Origin of the sequence: Exiguobacterium sp. 8H, from assembly GCF_902506255.1 — a bacterium.
Lineage (GTDB): Bacteria > Bacillota > Bacilli > Exiguobacteriales > Exiguobacteriaceae > Exiguobacterium > Exiguobacterium profundum.
Window position 1 is genome coordinate 2,439,328 of sequence record NZ_LR733429.1, and the last position, 19,114, is coordinate 2,458,441.

At 47.6% G+C, this 19,114-nt stretch carries 18 protein-coding genes, 1 riboswitch and 1 other annotated feature; of the genes, 7 read left to right on the forward strand and 11 right to left on the reverse strand.

Going from position 1 to position 19,114, the window contains the following annotated elements; genetic code table 11:
- Positions 1-119 precede the first annotated feature (119 nt).
- Positions 120-404 carry a hypothetical protein gene (locus GVY43_RS12650; protein ID WP_159563351.1) on the forward strand — a complete coding sequence of 95 codons (285 nt, stop codon included), beginning with the start codon at positions 120-122 and terminating at the stop codon, positions 402-404.
- Positions 405-473: 69 nt separating this feature from the next.
- Here the strand turns inward: GVY43_RS12650 and GVY43_RS12655 are convergent, their stop codons facing one another.
- On the reverse strand, positions 474-1,544 hold the full coding sequence (locus tag GVY43_RS12655) for an SDR family oxidoreductase (protein ID WP_159563352.1): 1,071 nt from the start codon (positions 1,542-1,544) through the stop codon (positions 474-476).
- Entirely contained in the window at positions 1,541-3,715 is a 2,175-nt protein-coding gene (locus tag GVY43_RS12660) for an ATP-binding protein (RefSeq protein ID WP_159563353.1), read from the reverse strand. The genes GVY43_RS12655 and GVY43_RS12660 overlap by 4 nt, the downstream gene beginning before the upstream one ends.
- A 126-nt stretch (positions 3,716-3,841) precedes the next feature.
- Here GVY43_RS12660 and GVY43_RS12665 point away from each other — a divergent pair, with 126 nt between their 5' ends.
- Positions 3,842-4,336 carry a restriction endonuclease gene (locus tag GVY43_RS12665; protein ID WP_074034923.1) on the forward strand — a complete coding sequence of 165 codons (495 nt, stop codon included), beginning with the start codon at positions 3,842-3,844 and terminating at the stop codon, positions 4,334-4,336.
- Between the two features lie 217 nt (positions 4,337-4,553).
- Entirely contained in the window at positions 4,554-5,036 is a 483-nt protein-coding gene (locus GVY43_RS12670) for a hypothetical protein (protein ID WP_015880506.1), read from the forward strand.
- Between the two features lie 56 nt (positions 5,037-5,092).
- Here the strand turns inward: GVY43_RS12670 and GVY43_RS12675 are convergent, their stop codons facing one another.
- Complete coding sequence (locus GVY43_RS12675) at positions 5,093-5,716, reverse strand: DUF1836 domain-containing protein (RefSeq protein ID WP_015880507.1); 624 nt, start codon at positions 5,714-5,716, stop codon at positions 5,093-5,095.
- A 151-nt stretch (positions 5,717-5,867) separates the two neighbouring features.
- Between GVY43_RS12675 and GVY43_RS12680 the strand changes: the two genes are divergently transcribed.
- Positions 5,868-6,518, forward strand: a complete 651-nt coding sequence (locus tag GVY43_RS12680) for a diacylglycerol/polyprenol kinase family protein (protein ID WP_159563354.1) — start codon at positions 5,868-5,870, stop codon at positions 6,516-6,518.
- 155 nt (positions 6,519-6,673) lie between these two features.
- A complete protein-coding gene (gene murB / locus GVY43_RS12685; RefSeq protein ID WP_159563355.1) occupies positions 6,674-7,594 on the forward strand; it encodes a UDP-N-acetylmuramate dehydrogenase in 921 nt (306 codons plus the stop codon).
- A 97-nt stretch (positions 7,595-7,691) separates the two neighbouring features.
- On the opposite strand, the gene ald is transcribed toward murB, so the two are convergent.
- The 4 genes from ald to GVY43_RS12705 all read right to left on the reverse strand — a co-directional run bounded on the left by ald (position 7,692) and on the right by GVY43_RS12705 (position 11,755).
- On the reverse strand, positions 7,692-8,822 hold the full coding sequence (gene ald / locus GVY43_RS12690; protein WP_015880510.1) for an alanine dehydrogenase: 1,131 nt from the start codon (positions 8,820-8,822) through the stop codon (positions 7,692-7,694).
- Positions 8,823-8,954: 132 nt separating this feature from the next.
- Entirely contained in the window at positions 8,955-10,178 is a 1,224-nt protein-coding gene (locus tag GVY43_RS12695) for a CdaR family transcriptional regulator (protein WP_159563356.1), read from the reverse strand.
- Positions 10,179-10,269: 91 nt separating this feature from the next.
- Entirely contained in the window at positions 10,270-10,695 is a 426-nt protein-coding gene (locus GVY43_RS12700) for a divergent PAP2 family protein (RefSeq protein WP_143180200.1), read from the reverse strand.
- 118 nt (positions 10,696-10,813) lie between these two features.
- Positions 10,814-11,755 carry a rhodanese-related sulfurtransferase gene (locus GVY43_RS12705; RefSeq protein WP_159563357.1) on the reverse strand — a complete coding sequence of 314 codons (942 nt, stop codon included), beginning with the start codon at positions 11,753-11,755 and terminating at the stop codon, positions 10,814-10,816.
- A gap of 225 nt (positions 11,756-11,980) precedes the next feature.
- Between GVY43_RS12705 and GVY43_RS12710 the strand changes: the two genes are divergently transcribed.
- Positions 11,981-12,625 (forward strand): TVP38/TMEM64 family protein, encoded by a 645-nt coding sequence (locus GVY43_RS12710; protein WP_159563358.1) that lies wholly within the window; start codon positions 11,981-11,983, stop codon positions 12,623-12,625.
- A 17-nt stretch (positions 12,626-12,642) separates the two neighbouring features.
- Here the strand turns inward: GVY43_RS12710 and GVY43_RS12715 are convergent, their stop codons facing one another.
- Together GVY43_RS12715 and GVY43_RS12720 are read right to left on the reverse strand one after the other, a co-directional pair.
- Positions 12,643-14,001, reverse strand: a complete 1,359-nt coding sequence (locus tag GVY43_RS12715) for a Na+/H+ antiporter NhaC family protein (RefSeq protein ID WP_256369436.1) — start codon at positions 13,999-14,001, stop codon at positions 12,643-12,645.
- Positions 13,995-14,090, reverse strand: a riboswitch (SAM riboswitch). Its footprint overlaps the gene before it by 7 nt.
- A 98-nt stretch (positions 14,091-14,188) precedes the next feature.
- Entirely contained in the window at positions 14,189-15,868 is a 1,680-nt protein-coding gene (locus tag GVY43_RS12720; RefSeq protein WP_159563360.1) for a GGDEF domain-containing protein, read from the reverse strand.
- Positions 15,869-16,022: 154 nt separating this feature from the next.
- Positions 16,023-16,234 (forward strand) — a binding site (T-box leader).
- A gap of 57 nt (positions 16,235-16,291) precedes the next feature.
- Here GVY43_RS12720 and argS point away from each other — a divergent pair.
- Positions 16,292-17,974: an arginine--tRNA ligase gene (gene argS / locus GVY43_RS12725; RefSeq protein ID WP_159563361.1), complete on the forward strand. Its 1,683-nt coding sequence runs from the start codon at positions 16,292-16,294 to the stop codon at positions 17,972-17,974.
- Between the two features lie 44 nt (positions 17,975-18,018).
- Here the strand turns inward: argS and GVY43_RS12730 are convergent, their stop codons facing one another.
- Together GVY43_RS12730 and GVY43_RS12735 are read right to left on the reverse strand one after the other, a co-directional pair.
- Complete coding sequence (locus GVY43_RS12730) at positions 18,019-18,597, reverse strand: metallophosphoesterase (RefSeq protein WP_159563362.1); 579 nt, start codon at positions 18,595-18,597, stop codon at positions 18,019-18,021.
- Positions 18,594-19,085, reverse strand: coding sequence for a YajQ family cyclic di-GMP-binding protein (locus tag GVY43_RS12735; protein ID WP_074034908.1), 492 nt, complete (start codon positions 19,083-19,085; stop codon positions 18,594-18,596). The genes GVY43_RS12730 and GVY43_RS12735 overlap by 4 nt, the downstream gene beginning before the upstream one ends.
- Positions 19,086-19,114 lie beyond the last annotated feature (29 nt).

Genomic DNA, 19,114 nt, shown 5'->3' on the forward strand with positions numbered 1-19,114 from the left:
TTGCAGCCTTTTTTGAGGTGTCGTAGTCAAGAGCAACACAGATTTTTGATGGTCTTCATCGTATGCAATAATTGGTATATAATGGGTTAGGGAATGAATCGATAAAGGAGGATTTGGACTTGTTATCTTGGCTCGGTATGACAAAAGGTGAGAAGACAGGGCGCCCGTTCTTCGGGGATGTGTCGAAACGAGCGGTAACGCTTGTGTTACTCTCCTCGTTGATGTTGATGTATGGTGTGAAGTCGCTATTGGTTTACCTGATTCCAACTGCATACTTGGAGGATGCGATCGTTGCGGTTCTTCCTGGTATCGTAGGGCTCCTTGTGGCATTGGTCTATATCCTCGTCCTCGAGCGTCTGCTTCACGATCAAGCGGTGTCTCGTAACGACGCGGATGAGATATAAACAAGTGTACGATGATTCATGGCGTATACTTGTTCATTTAATTTCAATCATAGTTGAAGCCCTGACGAATCAGGGCTTTTTGTGTGCCATATAATAATGGACAATCTCAGGGAGGTAATCCTGGAGGTCTGGACATACGATGCCCGTTCCGTCGAGTGCCCGTATCGTTTGTGTCGTGTCAAAGTGAACAGGATGTTTAAAGTACTCCAATAGTTCGTGAGGAACCTCGAGTCGCTTGGCACCATTCCAAGCAGTAAATGCCGCGTCGGCAACGGCATGAGGAACGGTTCCGCGAGGAGAACGCTGAAACATCGTCTCATGCAACATACGATATACCTCTCGTGCGCCATGTGGGAATGGGTCCGTCAAATGAAATGTCCGCTTCAGGCCGTTTGGAGAATGAGCTAGGAAAGCGGTCGCTTCTACTACATAATCGTACGGAACGAGGTTTACCTCAACATTCGCCCGCCCGATGTAAGGGAGTGGTCGCATCTGCTGGAGTTGTGTCATCAATTGTAAGACGAAATAGACACCGTCGAACTTTTTCGTTTCGCCCGTGCGACTATGTCCGATTACGATCCCAGGACGAATGACGGTGATTGGCATGCCACCCATTTCTCTTGAAACGAGTGCCTCTGCTTCATATTTAGTCGCCTCATAATGATTTTTAAACTGGACCCGATGCCATAATTCATTTTCATAAACCGTCCCACGGCGACGTCCGGCGATATAGGCGGTACTGAAGTACACATAACGCTTCAATTGTTTCGAGCGTTTGGCGAACGCGGTCACATGTTTGGTTCCGAGTATATTGACGCGATAACCGATGTCATAAGGAATACTCAAGTCATATGCGGCGGCGAGATGGAAAATGTAATGTACATCGCGTTCAATGACAGACCGCATAATCGGGTCGAGAATCACTTCGGGTAACGTGATGTCTGCTTCAACAAGGACGAGCTGGTGCGGTGCAAGCGACGTCGTTGACAGTAGCGTATCTCGTAGCTCTTCTGCATCACGTTGTTGGTTCGGAAGATGCAAGGCGTAGATGACTCCGATTTGATGCGGTAACGAAGCGAGGTGTTCAATTAATTTTCCTGCTAAAAAACCAGGGAACCCGGTAAAGGCGTAATTGTTCATGACGTTTCCTCCGCTAAATCTAATGTGAATGTGAAAGTCGATCCTTTTCCGACAGTCGATTCCACTTCGATGCTTCCACCATGTGATTCGATAATTTCTTTACAAATCGACAAACCAAGACCGGTTCCACCAATTTTACGTGTATCCGAATTATCGACCCGATAAAATTTTGTGAACAATTTTTCGAAGGCGTGCTCCGGAATCCCGATACCGAAATCACGAATGGATACATGCGCTTGATTGTGGTCTTGTCGGACCCGTACTTCGATTTCCTGTCTATTCGGGGAATACTTGATCGCATTTGAAATCAAGTTGACGAGAACTTGCTCGATGCGATCTCGGTCGGCAATGAGATGCAAGTCATCATCCGCATTATCGAAATGAATGGTATGATCACTCGTTTCGCGGAAGCGTTCAATCACTTCTAAGACAAGTTCATTCAAAGCGAAATGATCTTGTTTATATTCTTGGTGACCATCTTCCATGCGTTGGATGTCCAAAAAGTCGTTGAGTAGGGCGGTCAATCGTTTCGCTTCCCGCGACATCGTCTTCAAGAAGCGCTCTCGTTTTTCAGGCGTCAAATCTCGAGCGAGCATCAATTCAATATATCCCGATAATGAGGAAAGAGGAGTTCTTAGTTCATGTGAGACCGTGCTCACCAGTTCATTTTTAATCTGGTCCATCCGCTCTTCCTCGGTTCGGTTACGGAACACAAACAAGAATCCACTATCCATACCGATTTGTCGTTTTGTATCCATCGTCGTTCCATACATCTCATAGTATTCTTCATCTCGATCGTTTGGCTGTGGGATGGAGAAACGCATCGATACTTCACGCGCTGTCCCATCGAGAAGTTGATCCATCTTTCGTAGCATCTCGCTCCTGTCACGAGGACGGAACGTGGAGAGGAGCGGGATACGCTCCTGAATTTTGTTTGGAGCGATGCCCGGTAAGTCCATGAGTCGTCTTGCGTGGACGTTCATGAACAAGACACTCCCGTTCGATTCGGTCAAAACGAACGCTTCATTCGATGCTTGTAAGATTGACTGGATGATATCGCGCTGACGGGCGATGGCATTTTTTTCACGTTCGAGCATACGCTCTACTTTTTTACGGTCGCTGATATCACGCATGACCGCGACTCGTAACGTTTGCCCTTGATACGTCACTTCTTTCGGATACACTTCTAGTTCTAAGAACGTTCCATCTTGCCGACGACCAATCACTTCGTATGGCGTTTGAATGTGATTGCGAATGCGTCGCAACACATCGGCCCGGTACCCTTCCGCGATAAACTCGATAGTCTGGCGTCCCATCATTTGCTCTGCAGGGATTTTAAAGATGGATTCCGCCGCCTTGTTCGCATCGAGAATCATCCCATCTTCATGGAACAGAACGGCTTCGATGACCGATTCGGCAAACATGCGATAACGCTGTTCCTTATAACGGAGCTCACGTTTCAACTCAATCTCGGAACTCACATCAAATACGAAGAAAAAGAAGCCGATGAGTTGCTCTTGCTCATAAACGGGATGCATGAACAATTTGCCGATGAAATGTGTCCGATCTTTACATTGAAACTTCCATTCCCGGTCTCCTTTGTCGAGTGCGAGGCGCAACATTTGTTCGAACGATAGCAACCGTTCCGTCTCGTCTTGATAAGCAGAGCGCTTTTCACTTAATTCTCTCGATTCAAATAAAGCGAACGGTGTCATTTCGTAAAGCACTTCATGGGGCGCATAGCCAAACAGTTCCGTGGCCCCCTGATTGAAACGAGTAATCAACAGATTCGCATCCGTCATGATCATCGCCATGTCGAGTTCAGTATGCATCATCGCCTCAAAAGCGTTGTGTTGAATCGTCACGCGTGTATCATGGGGCAATGGCTCAATGGAGAGAATATATTGATTTTCCCACGGAATGGCGTGTACTCGCATCGTTGGCAGTTCATACATCCAAGGCAGTCCTTGTTCCATCCGACGAGACAATTCCATCGTAATCGGTGACTGATTGACCATATGGAAAAGGTTCGAACGTCTCTGTAGATTCTCAGGAAACTGCTCGAGAAACGGACGGTTTGCCTGAACGATTGTTCCATCTTTCTGTATTAACGCAACTCCGTAAGGTAATGCATGTAGTAACTCACTTTGGAGATTGGCATGATTCTCCATGAACAGTCATCCCTCCTTCGCGGTGTCAGACGAGCACATCTTCTATATCATTCGACAGATCCCCCTTTCATTTCCTGCCCTCAAAACGGTAAAGTGAGGGAGAGGAATTGGAAAGGAAAGATGAGCATGATTGGATTACTCATTGGGATCATTGGTGCCATATGTTTATGGTGGTTCGAGGCACCGCTTTGGAGCAGCGTACTGCTTCTCTTGCTTGGAATTGCGTGGTTTATATGGAGAGTAAGGCTGTCGACCATCGACCGCATTGATCGGATGGATGGTCGGGAGTTTGAACTATTTTTAGAGGAAGTGTTCACCGCGCTTGGATATACGGTCACGGTGACTCCGGCATCGCGTGACTTTGGAGCAGACTTGTTACTGGAGACACCGGATGGATGGTCGATTGCCGTTCAAGCAAAGCGTTATGAAAAGACGGTCGGACTCGAAGCGGTTCAACAAATTGCAGCGGCCGTTCCCTATTACCAAGCACACGAAGGCTGGGTCGTGACGAACTCGAATTTCACGGACAGCGCATACGAATTGGCGGCGCCAAATCAAGTTCGTCTGATTGCAAGAATGGAGCTTGAAGAACTCTTAAAAGAGGCGGGATATAAGCGATGAGAATAGGCTTGTTCACAAGTTCGACAGAATCCAAATGATGTCGAAAAAAAAGGGTTGTCTTTTTCTTTAAACGATGCAATAATCATCTTCGTCATATGAAATATGTAGTAGTTGAAACGAGATAAAAACTACACAGAGAAACGATTGGGGTTTTCAGTAATACCCGACCGTACACATACAAACAATCACGGTTGGAACGTGCTAGGAGGAAAAAGCGGTGCGCAAATTAATTTATGTAAAAGGTTGCGTCTTTACACAAGGTGAGGCGACCATTTATGACGAGACAAATGATGCGATCGGATCTGTTCACCGCGACGCGGAAGGCAGTGTCCAAGTGCACAATTTGTCTGGACGACAGATCGCTCATGGGAAATACATCCCAAACTGCCAAAAATGGGTCGTGATGAACCATGATGGACAGGCGATTGGTCAATTGAAAGACAAGTTCTCGTTATTCGGGAAAAAGTGTGAGTACAACGTCTATGAACGCGGACTCTTCACGATTCAATATGATGTGGAACGTCACAAGTTTAGCGTTCGCGACAAAGCAGGTAAACTTGTCGCGGAACTACGGAAACAAGAAGACGATACGTTCTGCTTAACGAAAGAAGCCGATCAGTTATCGATGTTCGAACTCCTTTCCGTCTTAAAGACGTTAACGGTAAAATCACGGATGCCGCTCGCAGCATCTGTCTCATAACGATGACGAGCACCGGTCTCTTGACCGGTGTTTTTTGATACGAAAAAACCGTCTCATCAAATGAAACGGTTCAAATAGTGCTTGGCCTCGAGTTCGAGTGTCGTCACCCGATGTGCGTATAGACAAAGCTTCAAGACGTGAATGATATTTGGATGTTCATAGTTCATCTTTTCGAGCGAACGCTTCGCCCGTGTATCGAGAAGGTCGATCGGGCTTGTTGACTTCGCATACTCCGCGTAAAGTCGATAAAAATCAATCGGTTTGATGAAGTCGTCTTCGTCCCGGTCAGGGTTGTTGAAGATGAGCGCCAATAAGGAACTCGTCTCTTCGAGGGAAAAAAGGTGTTTCAAGTCATCAAGGAGATAAATGATTGCCGCTTGATGCAAGGAATACTTTTTACCGATTCGTGGGACACCGATGATTTTACGAACTTCACGCTTCGTCCAGTTTTGAATCGTCGTCGCAGAGAGATGCTCTCCGGTCAGTGCGTTAGCGAGAGCGACGATTTGGTTAATCGATAAGCCGTTCTTTTCAATATGAAACAAGTGGATTTTTCGAAGCTCTTTTGGGAAATGTTCACGCACGTCTTCAGGGAAGAGGGCGATGGCTCGCTCGATTTCTCCGACCTGCATAAAATGAAGGCAATCTGCCAAAGTTTGAATTGAAGTTGCGTCGCGCATACGGCCACCCTTTCTATCGCCAACAGCGTACGTTGGCTATACAGTCATTTGACCTCATTCTACCAAATGTTTGAAAAGTAAGCTAGGATGGGCACTGATTAAGGTATAATGACGGTATCATACACACTCTATATATGAAGGTGGTCAAGCAATGAATGAATGGATTAGTTCGATTCTTTCCATTGTAGTCGTCCTCGTGTTTCTCGTAGGTCTCGAACAAGTCGGGAAGCGTCTAGGATGGACGGATGAAACGATTCGAAAAAGTGTACATATCGCAGTCGGACATTGGTCGTTATTGGCAGTTTGGTTAATGGATTCATGGTACGTCGCGGCAGTGCCGCTCATTTTCTTCACATTTGCGAATGCGGTCCTGTTATATAAAAGCCCGTCACCGGTACATCAAACGGAACGAAAATCATTCGGGACCGTATACTATCCGATTGCATTGCTCATTATCTTATACTTCTTCTTCGAGTCCGAGCCGATCGCATTTTTAGCCGGATCACTCGTGCTCGCCTGGGGGGATGGAATGGCTGCACTCATCGGACGCAAATATGGGACGGTCATCTATGATCTATATGGACAAAAGCGTTCTTTCCAAGGAAGCATTGCCATGTTTCTAAGCTCATATGCTGTCTTATTTTTATTGTTTTTGTGGAATGATGTCGTCCTTTGGCAAGTGGTAACATATGGGTTTATCATTTCCATCATCGCTACACTAACTGAAGCGATTTCATATCGAGATTGGGATAACTTTACAATTCCAATCATTGTTGCCATTGCGACATCACTATTGCTATAAACTAATTATGAATTTGTAAGAAAAACGTTGCTTGTCACGTCCAATAATCATTTGTATACTGTGATTCGTACTGAAACCATTCAGTGACGTGCTCGGAACGAATGAAGTGGGACCGAGACACTGATTAAATAGAACATAAAGGATTGAGTGAACGCATGAGCTTTTTACAGCAACTTCAAATGATCATTCCGGCCGAGCGCGTCCTTCAAGACGAGCCATTGTCGGCACACACGTATACAAAACTAGGGGGCAAAGCAGATTACTTCGTGGCTCCACACACGTACGAAGAAGTGCAGGCCGTCTTACAACTGGCCCACCAAGAAGCGATGCCGTTTATGATTCTTGGCTTCGGTTCAAACTTGATCGTCCGCGATGGCGGCATCCGTGGAATCGTTTTGAACTTGAATGAACTCAACTCGATTCGTCGGGAAGGGAATCAAATAATTGCCCAGGCAGGAACAGCGATTATCGACGTCTCACGTCAAGCACTGGCAGAGGGATTATCGGGCCTCGAGTTCGCATGTGGGATCCCTGGGACGGTCGGTGGTGCCGTCTACATGAACGCAGGTGCATACGGCGGAGAAACGAAAGACGTCATCACATCTGCGACGGTATTGACGCAGGATGGTCAAGTACTTCATTTATCTAAAGACGAACTCGATCTTGACTACCGAACGAGCCGTGTCTCAAAAGAGGGCTTGATCGTACTCGAGGCAACGTTCGAACTAGAACCGAAAAACTATGAATTGATCAAAGAAGTCATGGACGACTTGACGTATAAACGTGAATCGAAACAACCGCTTGAATATCCTTCGTGTGGTAGTGTGTTCAAACGTCCGCCTGGCTATTTTGCCGGCAAGTTGATTCAAGACTCTGGACTGCAAGGCAAACGCATCGGAGGAGCGGAAGTCTCGCTCAAGCATGCTGGGTTCATCGTCAATATCGATGAGGCGACGGCGACAGAGTACATTTCACTCATCCGTCACGTCCAGGCGACCGTTAAAGAGAAATTTGAAGTGGAATTAGAGCCGGAAGTGAAAATCATCGGGGAAGATATCGCCGTTGAGAACGCATAACGCATAATAAAAGAAGGAATCGGACGATGGTGTTCGGTTCCTTCTTTTTTTGATATAGAAAAAGACGATGAGAACGGGCATCTCATCGTCTTAAAGGTTAAGCTTGTGTTTGTTTTGAGACCGCCTCATGGGCAGGAACGAACGGATATTCCAAATCACGTGCAACCGCTTCATACGTGACCGTTCCATTGATGACGTTTAGGCCTTTGAGAAGTGCCTCGTTTTCAAGAAGTGCTGGGAATACGCCTTTTTGCGCACACTCGATGATATATGGCATCGTCGCGTTTGTCAGACCCATTGTCGAAGTGCGTGGCACGGCACCTGGCATGTTAGCGACGGCGTAGTGTTGCACGCCATAACGCTCATACGTTGGCGCATCATGCGTCGTGATATGATCGATCGTCTCACAAATCCCACCTTGGTCGATGGCGACGTCGACGATGACCGAACCAGGCGACATGCGCTGTACCATTTCTTCCGTGACGAGTTTCGGTGCTTTTGCTCCTGGGATGAGCACGGCACCAATCACAAGGTCACTCTCAGCCACTTGTTTCGCAATGTTATATTTATTTGAGATCAACGTATTGATTGTGTTTCCGAACAAGTCGTCGATTTGACGAAGACGAGCCGGGCTAATATCCATCAACGTCACGCTCGCCCCAAGACCAATTGCGATTCGAGCTGCATTCGTTCCAACGACACCGCCTCCGATGACCGTAACGTTCGCACGAGGCACGCCTGGGAGACCAGACATCAAGATTCCTTTTCCACCATGTGGTTTTTCAAGGATTTGAGCTCCGATTTGCGCAGCCATACGTCCTGCCACTTCACTCATCGGTGTGAGGAGTGGTAACGTGCGATCCACTTCTACTGTCTCGTAGGCGATGGCTGTAATCCCAGAATCGACGAGCGCTTTCGTTAATTCTGGCTCTGCCGCAAGGTGTAAATAGGTGAAGAGCGTCAAGTCAGGACGGAAGTATTGATACTCAGACGGCTGTGGTTCTTTTACTTTGAGAGCGAGTTCGACGCCTTCCCAAACTTCTTTCGCCGTTTCAAGAATCGTTGCACCGGCATCAATATATTCCATATTCGTGAATCCGCTACCGAGACCGGCATTCGTTTCGACGAATACATCATGACCAAGCTCCGTTAACATAAATGCACCCATCGGTGTTAAGGCCACCCGATTTTCATTGTTTTTAATCTCTTTTAATACCCCGATTTTCATGGAACATTCCCCTTTCATTCCGTTGACACAATTTGTTCACACCCCTAGTATAGACCCATTTGAAAACGCTGTCTTTAGCATGGATTCTAAAAACGAAGACGCTCAATTTGTGAAAAATCACAAAGTGAGCGTCTAGTCTTCTAATCGATATTGACCAGCCTTAATGGCTAAATAAATCATGGATCTTTCTGGTAAGGAAACTTGTGTGATATTCGTCAACTCTTCGATGCGGCGAATCCGGTACAGAACGGTATTCGGATGAATATGAAGATGAGCGGCGACTCGTTTGACGTTCCCATCAAAATAAAAATACCATTCGAGCGTCTTCACGAGTTCGGTCTGATGGGATGAATCATAATGCTGCAACCGTTCGACTGTCGGGTGGGTCTCCAGTCGGAGTCCGATACGTCGAGCGAGTTCCGGGACGAGTTGATAAATGCCGATCTGCTCGAAGGCACGGGAAGTCGATAGTTCGAGCGGGAACTTGCGACGCAGCGTGGTAACCCGTCGCGCTTCTTCGGCTGCGGCATATAACATGTCACTTTCGAAAAAACGTCGGCTGATGCCAAGACGTGGTTCGGATTCGCTGAACTTGTCTTGAAGCAATTGTTCGAACCGTTCCGCCCAGGCTATGAGTACAGTCTCTTCATCGGAGAGTTCAGACTTCATATAATGCCAGACGAGTAGCTGCTGACCGTCGATGGCATGTAAAACGACTTCAATTGACTCTTGCGTCGCAAGCACATAGTGAAGGCGTTCCGCAAGTTGAGGGGTGATCGGTTGAGCACATTCGATGACCGTCAACCGACTGGCGACGGCAATCGGAGCAAGTTCGTTCAATCGTTCGCGATTCGCATCCGTCAGGGTCGGGGAAGCGAGGACATCTAATAAGAAGCGTTCGAGCTCGGCGCTGATTCGTCGCTCGTGCATCGCGATGGTCATAAGCAGCTTTTTGGCGATGGTCGCCCCTTCTTGCAAGATGGCTAATTCTTGAGTACTGAACGGATTTGTCCGAGCTAAGCTCCAAATATAGCCGAGTACTTCATCATGTTGTTTGATGACGATTGCGGCGCGTTCCCCAAGACCGACGGCGAGACGGGCCGGGATGACGACCGGTTCATTTTGGTCGATGACTTCTTGTAAAATACCACTCTCCCATAGGTCTTCGATGACAGCTTCTGGGACACGACGCCCGATGATGGTCGCAATCCTGGCCGGGTCGGTCGAATCCGGATGTGTACTATAGGCGAGCAACTGGTGGTGGCGATTCTCAATCGTGATCGGTGCTCGAATCGCTTGACCAATCGCTTCGGCGAGTGTATCGAGAGACTCATAAGATTTCTGCAAAAAAGGCATGTCGATTCCTCCTCTCTCTTGAGTATACCGTCTTCTTTGTGAAACTTCACAAAAAGAATCAAGAGTGTGAGAAATGACATACCTTCTGCGATTACATTGGGAAAAACAGTCCGACGACGAGACCGAGTAACGCTCCGACAATGACTTGGAACGGCGTATGGCCGACGAGTTCATTCAAGAGTGGGGTCTCATGTTTAATTCCTTTGAAATAATCGTTCAAGAGCCGTGCTTGGAAACCGACCGCCTGCCGAACTCCGGTCGCATCATACATGACGATAGTGGCAAAGACGACAGCGAGAGCGAATAGACTCGAGTCAATGCCTTCCATTCGCCCAATCGCGGTAGCGAGTGCGACGACGGTAGACGAGTGCGAACTTGGCATGCCTCCTGAAGCGAACATGATTTCAATTTCAAAATCTCTTGTTTTAATGAGTTCAGTTACGAGCTTAGCCGCTTGGGCGATAAACCAAGCGAGAATCGCAGCGAGTAAAGGTTCGTTAAACATGCGTGCATTCACTTCCTGTCTGACATAGTATCTTCACTATACCCGAAAGAGGCGCAAGCTAGACGTTAAGATTTCGTCAAAAAAAGATGTCTTGGACACGTTCTCCAAGACATCTTCTGGTCGATTTTTGTTACCCGACTACTCCTTCAGTCTCCTGAAGTTTCTCTGCAATGTTATCGATGATATAACGGTTGCGTGGGTGTTCTTGACACTCCTTCGAGCATGAACGCATTTGTTTCGGTTCACACTCTTCACAACAGAAATGCTGTGCATTGCACTCCGGGTTGGCACAATTAACGTAACGAACCGTCTCTGTCCCACAGTGCATACAGTGTGAGACGACAGATGGGTTCACGGAGTTAACCGGGACATTGATCCGCTCGTCAAAGACATAGAGCTCGCCTTCCCAGTCCTCTCCTTTTGTCGCTTCATCTTTACCATACATTGCGACGCCACCTTTTAGGTGGAAGATGTTGTCGTGACCTTGGTCACGCATATATGCTGTAAATTTCTCGCAACGGACGCCACCGGTACAGTACGTGAGAAGTGTTTTCCCTTCGTAGAGGTCCTTGTTCTCTTCGAGCCATTCCGGCATGTAACGTGAAGCCTCTACATCGATTTTGATCGCATTTTTAAAGTGACCAAGTTCGTACTCGTAGTTGTTACGAACGTCGAGGATGACGACATCATCACGATTCATCATCTCTTTCCATTCTGCTGGTTCGAGGTATGCACCGTGTTGTTTCGGTACATCAAACTCGCCATCAAAGCGCCACGTCACGAGCTCTTTCTTGTGACGGACAAAAATTTTCTTGAAGGCATGCTCTTCGACTTCATCGATTTTGAACTCGATATCGCTGAAGAGAGGGTTTGCTTTCAAGTCATTCATGTACTGCTCGGTTTGCTCCCAAGTACCAGAGCACGTCCCGTTGATTCCTTCGGAGGAAATCAAGATGCGTCCTTTGATGCCGAGGTCCTTACAATACTTCAAATGTTCTTGCGTGAGTGTTTCTGGGTCTTCGATGTTGACGTACTTATAGTACAGCAAGACCCGCATTGGTTTTGTTTCCATGTTGTGTTGCTCCCCTGTGTTCAGTTTTTTGCAGGAAAACGAACGTTGGGTTGTGTCGTTCGACGAATAGACTTGCCTGCAACCACAAGTCCATTATTATATGATAAATATCACGACGGATTTTCGCAAATGGTTTTTAATTTTTTTTGACGAATGCAGGGAGATGCGTCTTGTAAATCGAATTCGGGTAATAGAGTAGTAACGAAAGTTGAAGGTGGAACGACTATGCTTAATTCTCTCCAACAGTACATCATCCAATTGATTGAATGGCTTCAAGGTTTGCCTGGTGGTCCATGGGCTGGACTCGGTGCACCGTTTTTAGAAGCGATTTTTCCATTTTTACCACTCGTCTTAATCATCTCTGCCAATGCAGCGACATACGGCTTTCTGTTAGGCGTTCTCTTATCCTGGATCGGGAACCTTCTTGGAACCATCGTCGTTTTTGCGGCTGTCCGTTACGTTTTCCGCAAACCGATGACGCGCTGGCTCGAAAAACATAAGGCGGCGGTCTATTGGTTGGAACGAATCAATCATATGAGTCCGATCTCGCTCGGATTCTTATATTCTCTCCCGTTCATCCCGGTCAGTTTGATCACGTATTTATTGGCGCTCATTCAGATGCCGCTCCGTACGTTCATCATGGCGGCAGGATTCGGGAAACTGCTCGTCGTCGTGATTTTCTCTGTCATCGGGGACCAGTGGGAAGAATTTATCCAAAGTCCATTTCGTTTATCGATGCTCGGTCTACTTTTGGTCGCATTATGGGCCATCAGCCGGGGGCTAGAAGAAGTGCTCAAACGACGCGCTTTCAAGAAACGGAACGAGCAGTTGAAACAAGAGATGGTCACGAAACGACAAACACCCCTTTGAACAAGGGGTGTTTTCACTTATGACTGTTTTTTAAAACGTGGGAAATTGAATGCGATGGCGATTCCTCCACAAATAAAGAGTAGGAACGGATAGAACATGAACGGGACGAGGTCCGGCGATGCGGTCTTCGTCAATTCTGCAGCGATGAGTAATTGAGCTCCGTACGGAAGAATCCCTTGTACCCCACATGAGAAGATGTCGAGTACGCTTGCTGATTTCTTCCGTTCGATGTCATACTCGTCCGCGATGTTCGCTGCAAGTGGACCGGCTACGAGAATGGAAATCGTATTGTTCGCCGTCGCTACGTTTGTCGCACTGACAAGTCCGGCGATGCTCCATTCGGCACCGGCACGTTTTTGAATACGAGATGTCAACGCGTCACGTAAATACGTGAGTCCGCCGTTGTGTGAGATGAGACCGACGAGTCCACCCATGAGTAATGTCAGGAATGAAATTTCGGCCATGCCAATCATCCCGTCCGCAATAGCTGTCACAAACGCCGTGACGGATAGGCTTCCATCTAGAAGACCGATGATGCCGGTGAGCGTGATGCCACCTAACAGAACCAAAATGACGTTTAATCCTGTCAATGCGAGTCCGATGACGGCAAGATACGGAATCAGTTTGTACCATTCGAATGCGGCGACATCGACCGTTGACTCCCCATTTGACAAGACGGCGAGTAAAACCGTCGTGATGATGGCGGCCGGTAACACGATCCAGAAGTTCGTGCGGAATTTATCACGCATGTTCGTTCGTTGCGTCCGGACGGCAGCGATGGTCGTGTCTGAGATGAACGAGAGATTGTCCCCGAACATCGCCCCTCCGACAACGGCTGCGGCAGCGATGGCGACATTGACGCCACTCTCTTCATGGATACCGAGGGCGATCGGTGCAAGTGCCGCAATTGTACCCGTCGACGTTCCCATCGCCATTGAAATGAAGGCGGCGATGACGAAGAGTCCGCTCAAGAGAAGCGAAGGTGGTAATAGAGTCAAGGCGGCGTTGACCGTTGCATCGATTGCCCCGATGGCTTCCGCTACCGTTGAAAAGGCGCCAGCCAGTAAGAAAATGAAAATCATGATGATGATGCCCGGATTGCCGGCTCCTTGCGCGATGCGCTCGACGGTTTGGGTGGCACTTCCTTTTGTCATGAATGCCGCAACCATCAAGGCGATGATGGCCGCGACGAGTACCGGAAACTTATAAAAGTCTCCGTAATAGACACCCGCCCCGATGAAGAAGAGTAAGAAGACGAGTAACGGCAAGAGTGCCCATTTGTTTGCTGTTGGTTGTTCCAAAATAATCACCTCACTAAAAAATAAAAAGGACCCTTTTCTGAGAAAAAGGTCCTTCGTGCGAAATACCCTTTTCATCTTTCGAGCAATACGCCCGCTGGATTTGGCACAGGTTCCCCGCTGCCGAGACTTCTCAGGGCCAGTCCCTCCGTCTCTCTCGATAAAAAGTGAATCTATCCAATTAGTAAACACGTTCCCTAACGTACCTGTTTCAAGTCCGCTTGTCAACTTAAAAACTCCCCAATTCGATGTGAGAAAGGGGAGTTTACGTCGTTAAATTGTTGAAGTGCGCCACACGGTTACGTCCCGCGTATTTCCCACCGACATATAGCGCACGGTCCGCGTTTCGAATCGTATCGTCTAATCGCTTATTTCCAAACGCATCGATTGTATCGATCCCGATGGACGCAGTCACAGAAATCTCATGATGATCGACAAGGAACGGTTTCGCTTCGATTTGCTGGCGAATTCTTTCTGCAATGTCAACGGCTTGAGACATGTCACAATGATTGAGAAGCAAGATAAACTCTTCCCCACCATAACGGGCGGCAAAGTCATCAGCGCGAAGGGCTTGCCGGATACGTCGACCAAATTCCTGCAACACTTGGTCACCGACTTGATGGCCATACGTATCATTGATTTTTTTAAAGAAATCGATGTCGAGCATGGCGACCGAGATCGGATACATCGAGATGTCGGATATTTGTTGAATCCCGTATTCGTAGAAGGCGCGGGCATTGGCGAGGAGAGTCAAACTATCCGTCCGGCTCTCGGTATACAGACGATCTCGTTCATGACAGCGGCTGATGGTCCGGTTGAACGACTTGAGCAACTTGAGGATTTCTTGTTGGATAATCTTCGGATACCCATATACAGGTTCTCCTGTCATCACGATCCATGTTCGGATTCCCTCGATCTCTTCCGAACGAATTGAGACGAAGCTATGGTAGTCGTCATGGAAAGCGTCAGACAATGAAGCATCCCACTCAAATCGCATCTCGTAGTCAAGGACAGGCTCGACAGGTTGACTGATATCCAGTAGCGCAAATACGATAGGGCGATCAATCGGTTGACGTGTCTTCAAGTCGAAATAGAGTGTGCGATTGAATAGCTTGAACTCGATATATCCTTCATCGTAATGGTTCAATTGTTCGCACTGACTTAAAAAGACTTCAATGGCTTGCGCTTCGCTCTGAGACAAAGAGACGGCTTCTTTCGCTTCGTCGTACTGTTCAATCAGAGATTTATACGCATCCTGTCGTCCCTTTTGAATGAGGAGTCGTTTGATGAAGAAGGTCAGCGCTGCCGCGATACTGCTCACGACAAGTAAATTCGTCTCTCGGAAAAATGCTGCGGCTAAGATGAAAATCAAACTGACGACGTATGTGTAGAAGGCGATCTTCAAAAAGTCACTCAACCCGATATCAACGCGGAACCACCATCTCACCTGGTATTTTTGAAATACGGTGTTTAAGAAGATGGCAAGAAATAACCCGGCAAGCGGAATGAATGATTCTTTCGAATAGAAATCGATCCCAGTCTCCCCACCGAGGGCGAGATAGACGGTAGCGGGAATGACAATTTCTAAGTATGCCGTAATGGCGTTCCACGGATAGGTGAAGCGAAAACGGCGTATGGCGACTTTTGGTCTCAAATTGGCGAATTGAAAGACGAATAATCCAATCTGGTTGACGATGAGTGCTGTTTCAAATCCAAAGAATAGAAAAAGAATTAATACGATACTCTCAGAGAATGTGAAGTACACACCTTTGACTTCGATTGAATCGAGTTGAAAGATGATGACGAGTAATGAGATTAAAATAAAGGACAACGGATCAATGGTCGGGGCGTGCAGCACATCCAATGCAAATAATCCGATGGTGAAGCAGAACAAAACACTCCATATACTCCAACCGAGCATGGACATCTTGCGAAAGTGGTTCATGTGTTCCCTCCTAGCATGGGACATTTCAAGATATAATAGTAAAGATTCGTCATGATTTCGTGCGAGTCCTGCCTTTCTTTTATCATGCTTGAATTCTAGCATTGAGTATACAGGGAATATCCTCTATAATGAAGTTGCTTTTCAACCGCATAGACGAAAGTCGATGAAAAAGAGAGTAACGATGGTTTAGTCAACAAAGCGACCTGGGGATTGGTGAGAGCCTGGGCTGACAAACGTCGCGAAACGCACTTTTGAGATGCTATCCGAAACGAGAGTAGGCATAGCCGGAGGGAACCGTTATCACCATAAAGCGGTCTGCATCATGCAGGCAAGAAGAGTGGTACCGCGGGAATTCCCGTCTCTTTGCATCTATGCAAAGGGCGTTTTTTTTATGAGTTGTTATTGAAGAAGGAGGACATACAGATGAGTTATGAACGCAAATATGCAGAAGCACTATCCCGTGTCATCGGTGAAGAACTCACGATTGACCAAATTGAAGCATTGATTGAGAAGCCAAAACACGAGGCGCACGGTGATCTCGCGTTCCCGTGTTTCCAATTGGCGAAAGCTTACCGAAAAGCACCTGTCATGATTGCGACAGATATCGCAAATGAATTGGACGATGAATTGTTCACGAAAGTGGAGGCGGCGGGACCTTACGTCAACGTCTTCTTGAGCCGTGATGTTGTATCAAAAGAAATCATCAACACCGTGCTTGAGGAAAAATCGGAATATGCGACACACGAAGCACGCAATGAAACGATTGTGACGGACTTCTCGTCACCAAACATTGCGAAGCCGTTCTCGATGGGTCACTTGCGTTCGACGGTGATTGGGAATGCGATCAACCAAATCGCACGTAAAAACGGATATGACGTCGTCGGCGTCAACCACCTTGGGGACTGGGGCACTCAGTTCGGGAAATTGATGGTCGCCTACAAGAAGTGGGGCGATGAGGAAGCGGTACGCGCCAATCCAATCGCAGAACTCTTGAAATTATACGTCCATTTCCACGAAGAGGCGAAGACACAACCAGAACTCGAAGACGAAGGCCGTGCTTGGTTCAAAAAGCTTGAAGATGGTGATGCGGAAGCGACAGAGCTTTGGCAGTGGTTCCGTGACGAGTCGCTCAAAGAGTTCCAGAAAGTATATGACCTTCTTGGAGTGAAATTCGAAAGCTTCAACGGGGAAGCGTTCTATAACGATAAAATGGGACGCGTCGTCGAGATGCTAGAAGCGAAAAACCTCTTAGTGGAAAGTGAAGGGGCGATGGTCGTCTCGCTCGAAGAGGAGAACTTGCCACCTTGCTTGATCAAGAAAAAAGATGGCGCGACGTTGTACGCGACACGTGATTTGGCAGCGGCAATCTATCGTTACGAGACGTACAACTTCGTTCAAGCGAACTATGTCGTCGGTGGCGAACAGGCGCTCCATTTCAAACAACTCTTCTCGGTCCTTCGTAAGCTTGGATATGACTTTGTTGATGGCATGCATCACGTGCCGTTCGGCTTGATCTTGCAAGAAGGGAAGAAGATGTCGACACGTAAAGGGCGCATCGTTCTTCTTGAGGAAGTCTTGAAAGAGGCAATCGAGAAAGCGCAGGCGAACATCGAGCAGAAGAACCCGGATCTTGCGAACGCACAAGACGTTGCCCGCATGGTCGGTGTCGGCGCTGTCGTCTTCCACGATTTGAAAAACGAACGCATCAACAACATCGAGTTCGATCTCGACAGCATGCTCAAGTTCGAAGGAGAGACAGGACCTTACGTTCAATACACGAACGCTCGTGCGAACTCACTCCTTCGTAAAGGAAACTATGACGGCTCACCATTCACTGGTGCAGACGATGACTACTCATGGGGTGTCGTCACGATGCTCAATGCGTTCCCACACGTCATCACGCGTGCGCATGAACGCCGCGAACCATCAATCATCAGCCGCTATGTACTCGACCTCGCGCAAGCGTTCAACAAGTACTACGGTCACGTCCGCGTCCTAGAAGAAGATGCGAGCAAACAATCGCGTCTCGCTCTCGTCAAGACAGTGACGCTCGTATTGACAGAAGGGCTCCGTTTACTCGGTGTCGAAGCTCCGGAAGAAATGTAAGACAGACGAAAGGACCTCAAAAAAATTGAGGTCCTTTTTTGTATTCATGCTTTCATCCGCGTGACCGTTCGGGCTTCCGTGTCATATAGACACCATTCCCGATCGAAGATGACGGCGCCGACGTTAATGACATATCGTTTTTTCTTCAAATGGAACGGTGTCCCGAGTTCCCACGGCAGAGAGGTTCCCTTTCGGTAAATCCCGGGGATGTGACTGTGTCCGATGAAGACGAGTGGGTATTTTCCTTTCTCGACCATCGGTTCCCAGTCTTTATTCCACTTCACTTGATGTCCATGTAAAAAGCGTGCTTCCTCGAGAGTCGTCTGTTCCGGCAATAACGAAATCCGTGTTTTCACAGGATGGTCGATTACGAGCACCTCGTCGATTCGCTCTTCCTGATTGCCTCGTAGACTCGGGAATGTGAGTAACGCTTCATAATTTGGGTCGTACGTCACGACGTCTTCCACATGATGAAAGCGCTCGTGACGTCGTTTTTTGCCAACATGGCATTCGTAGAGGTCCCCGAGACAGAGAATATGCTCGGTTTCGCGACGAACGTCATCCAGGACGGCCTTTAAATCATCAAACGAACCGTGCGGGTCACTGATGATGGCGAGTTTCATCGGAAGTTCGTAAATTGGGCATCGACGGACAATTCAAGTTCACGTACGAGTTGCATGACGGCCTGGAGATCGTCACGCGACTTACCTGTCACGCGAATTTGGTCGTCCTGGATTTGCGATTTGACTTTTAGTTTTGATTCCTTGATGGCGTTGTTGATTTTCTTCGCGTCGTCTTTGTCGATGCCGCTTTTCAATTTCACACGTTGGCGAACCGTGCCGCCGAGTGCGTTCTCTACTTTTTGATAGTCGAGGTTTTTCGTCGGGACACCGCGTTTGATCAATTTCGTGATCAAGACGTCTTTTAATTGCTCGAGTTTATAGTCGTCATCCGAGATGAGGACGAGGTCGCCACTGTCGAGGGACATCTCACTCTTTGACCCTTTGAAGTCATAACGGTTCAAAATTTCCTTTTCCGCAATTTGGATTGCGTTCTTTACTTCTTCAAGATTCATTTCTGACACGATATCGAAAGAATTGTCTTTTGCCATGTTTCATCCATCCTTTGTGTGGTTTTGTT

Bases quoted from the DNA above. Each gene is read 5' to 3' on its own strand.
- GVY43_RS12655 (WP_159563352.1), bottom strand. From the start codon at position 1,544: ATGAACAATTACGCCTTTACCGGGTTCCCTGGTTTTTTAGCAGGAAAA.
- GVY43_RS12660 (WP_159563353.1), bottom strand. From the start codon at position 3,715: ATGGAGAATCATGCCAATCTCCAAAGTGAGTTACTACATGCATTACCT.
- GVY43_RS12665 (WP_074034923.1), top strand. From the start codon at position 3,842: ATGATTGGATTACTCATTGGGATCATTGGTGCCATATGTTTATGGTGG.
- GVY43_RS12675 (WP_015880507.1), bottom strand. From the start codon at position 5,716: ATGCGCGACGCAACTTCAATTCAAACTTTGGCAGATTGCCTTCATTTT.
- GVY43_RS12680 (WP_159563354.1), top strand. From the start codon at position 5,868: ATGAATGAATGGATTAGTTCGATTCTTTCCATTGTAGTCGTCCTCGTG.
- murB (WP_159563355.1), top strand. From the start codon at position 6,674: ATGAGCTTTTTACAGCAACTTCAAATGATCATTCCGGCCGAGCGCGTC.
- ald (WP_015880510.1), bottom strand. From the start codon at position 8,822: ATGAAAATCGGGGTATTAAAAGAGATTAAAAACAATGAAAATCGGGTG.
- GVY43_RS12695 (WP_159563356.1), bottom strand. From the start codon at position 10,178: ATGCCTTTTTTGCAGAAATCTTATGAGTCTCTCGATACACTCGCCGAA.
- GVY43_RS12705 (WP_159563357.1), bottom strand. From the start codon at position 11,755: ATGGAAACAAAACCAATGCGGGTCTTGCTGTACTATAAGTACGTCAAC.
- GVY43_RS12710 (WP_159563358.1), top strand. From the start codon at position 11,981: ATGCTTAATTCTCTCCAACAGTACATCATCCAATTGATTGAATGGCTT.
- GVY43_RS12715 (WP_256369436.1), bottom strand. From the start codon at position 14,001: ATGAAAAGGGTATTTCGCACGAAGGACCTTTTTCTCAGAAAAGGGTCC.
- GVY43_RS12720 (WP_159563360.1), bottom strand. From the start codon at position 15,868: ATGAACCACTTTCGCAAGATGTCCATGCTCGGTTGGAGTATATGGAGT.
- argS (WP_159563361.1), top strand. From the start codon at position 16,292: ATGAGTTATGAACGCAAATATGCAGAAGCACTATCCCGTGTCATCGGT.
- GVY43_RS12730 (WP_159563362.1), bottom strand. From the start codon at position 18,597: ATGAAACTCGCCATCATCAGTGACCCGCACGGTTCGTTTGATGATTTA.
- GVY43_RS12735 (WP_074034908.1), bottom strand. From the start codon at position 19,085: ATGGCAAAAGACAATTCTTTCGATATCGTGTCAGAAATGAATCTTGAA.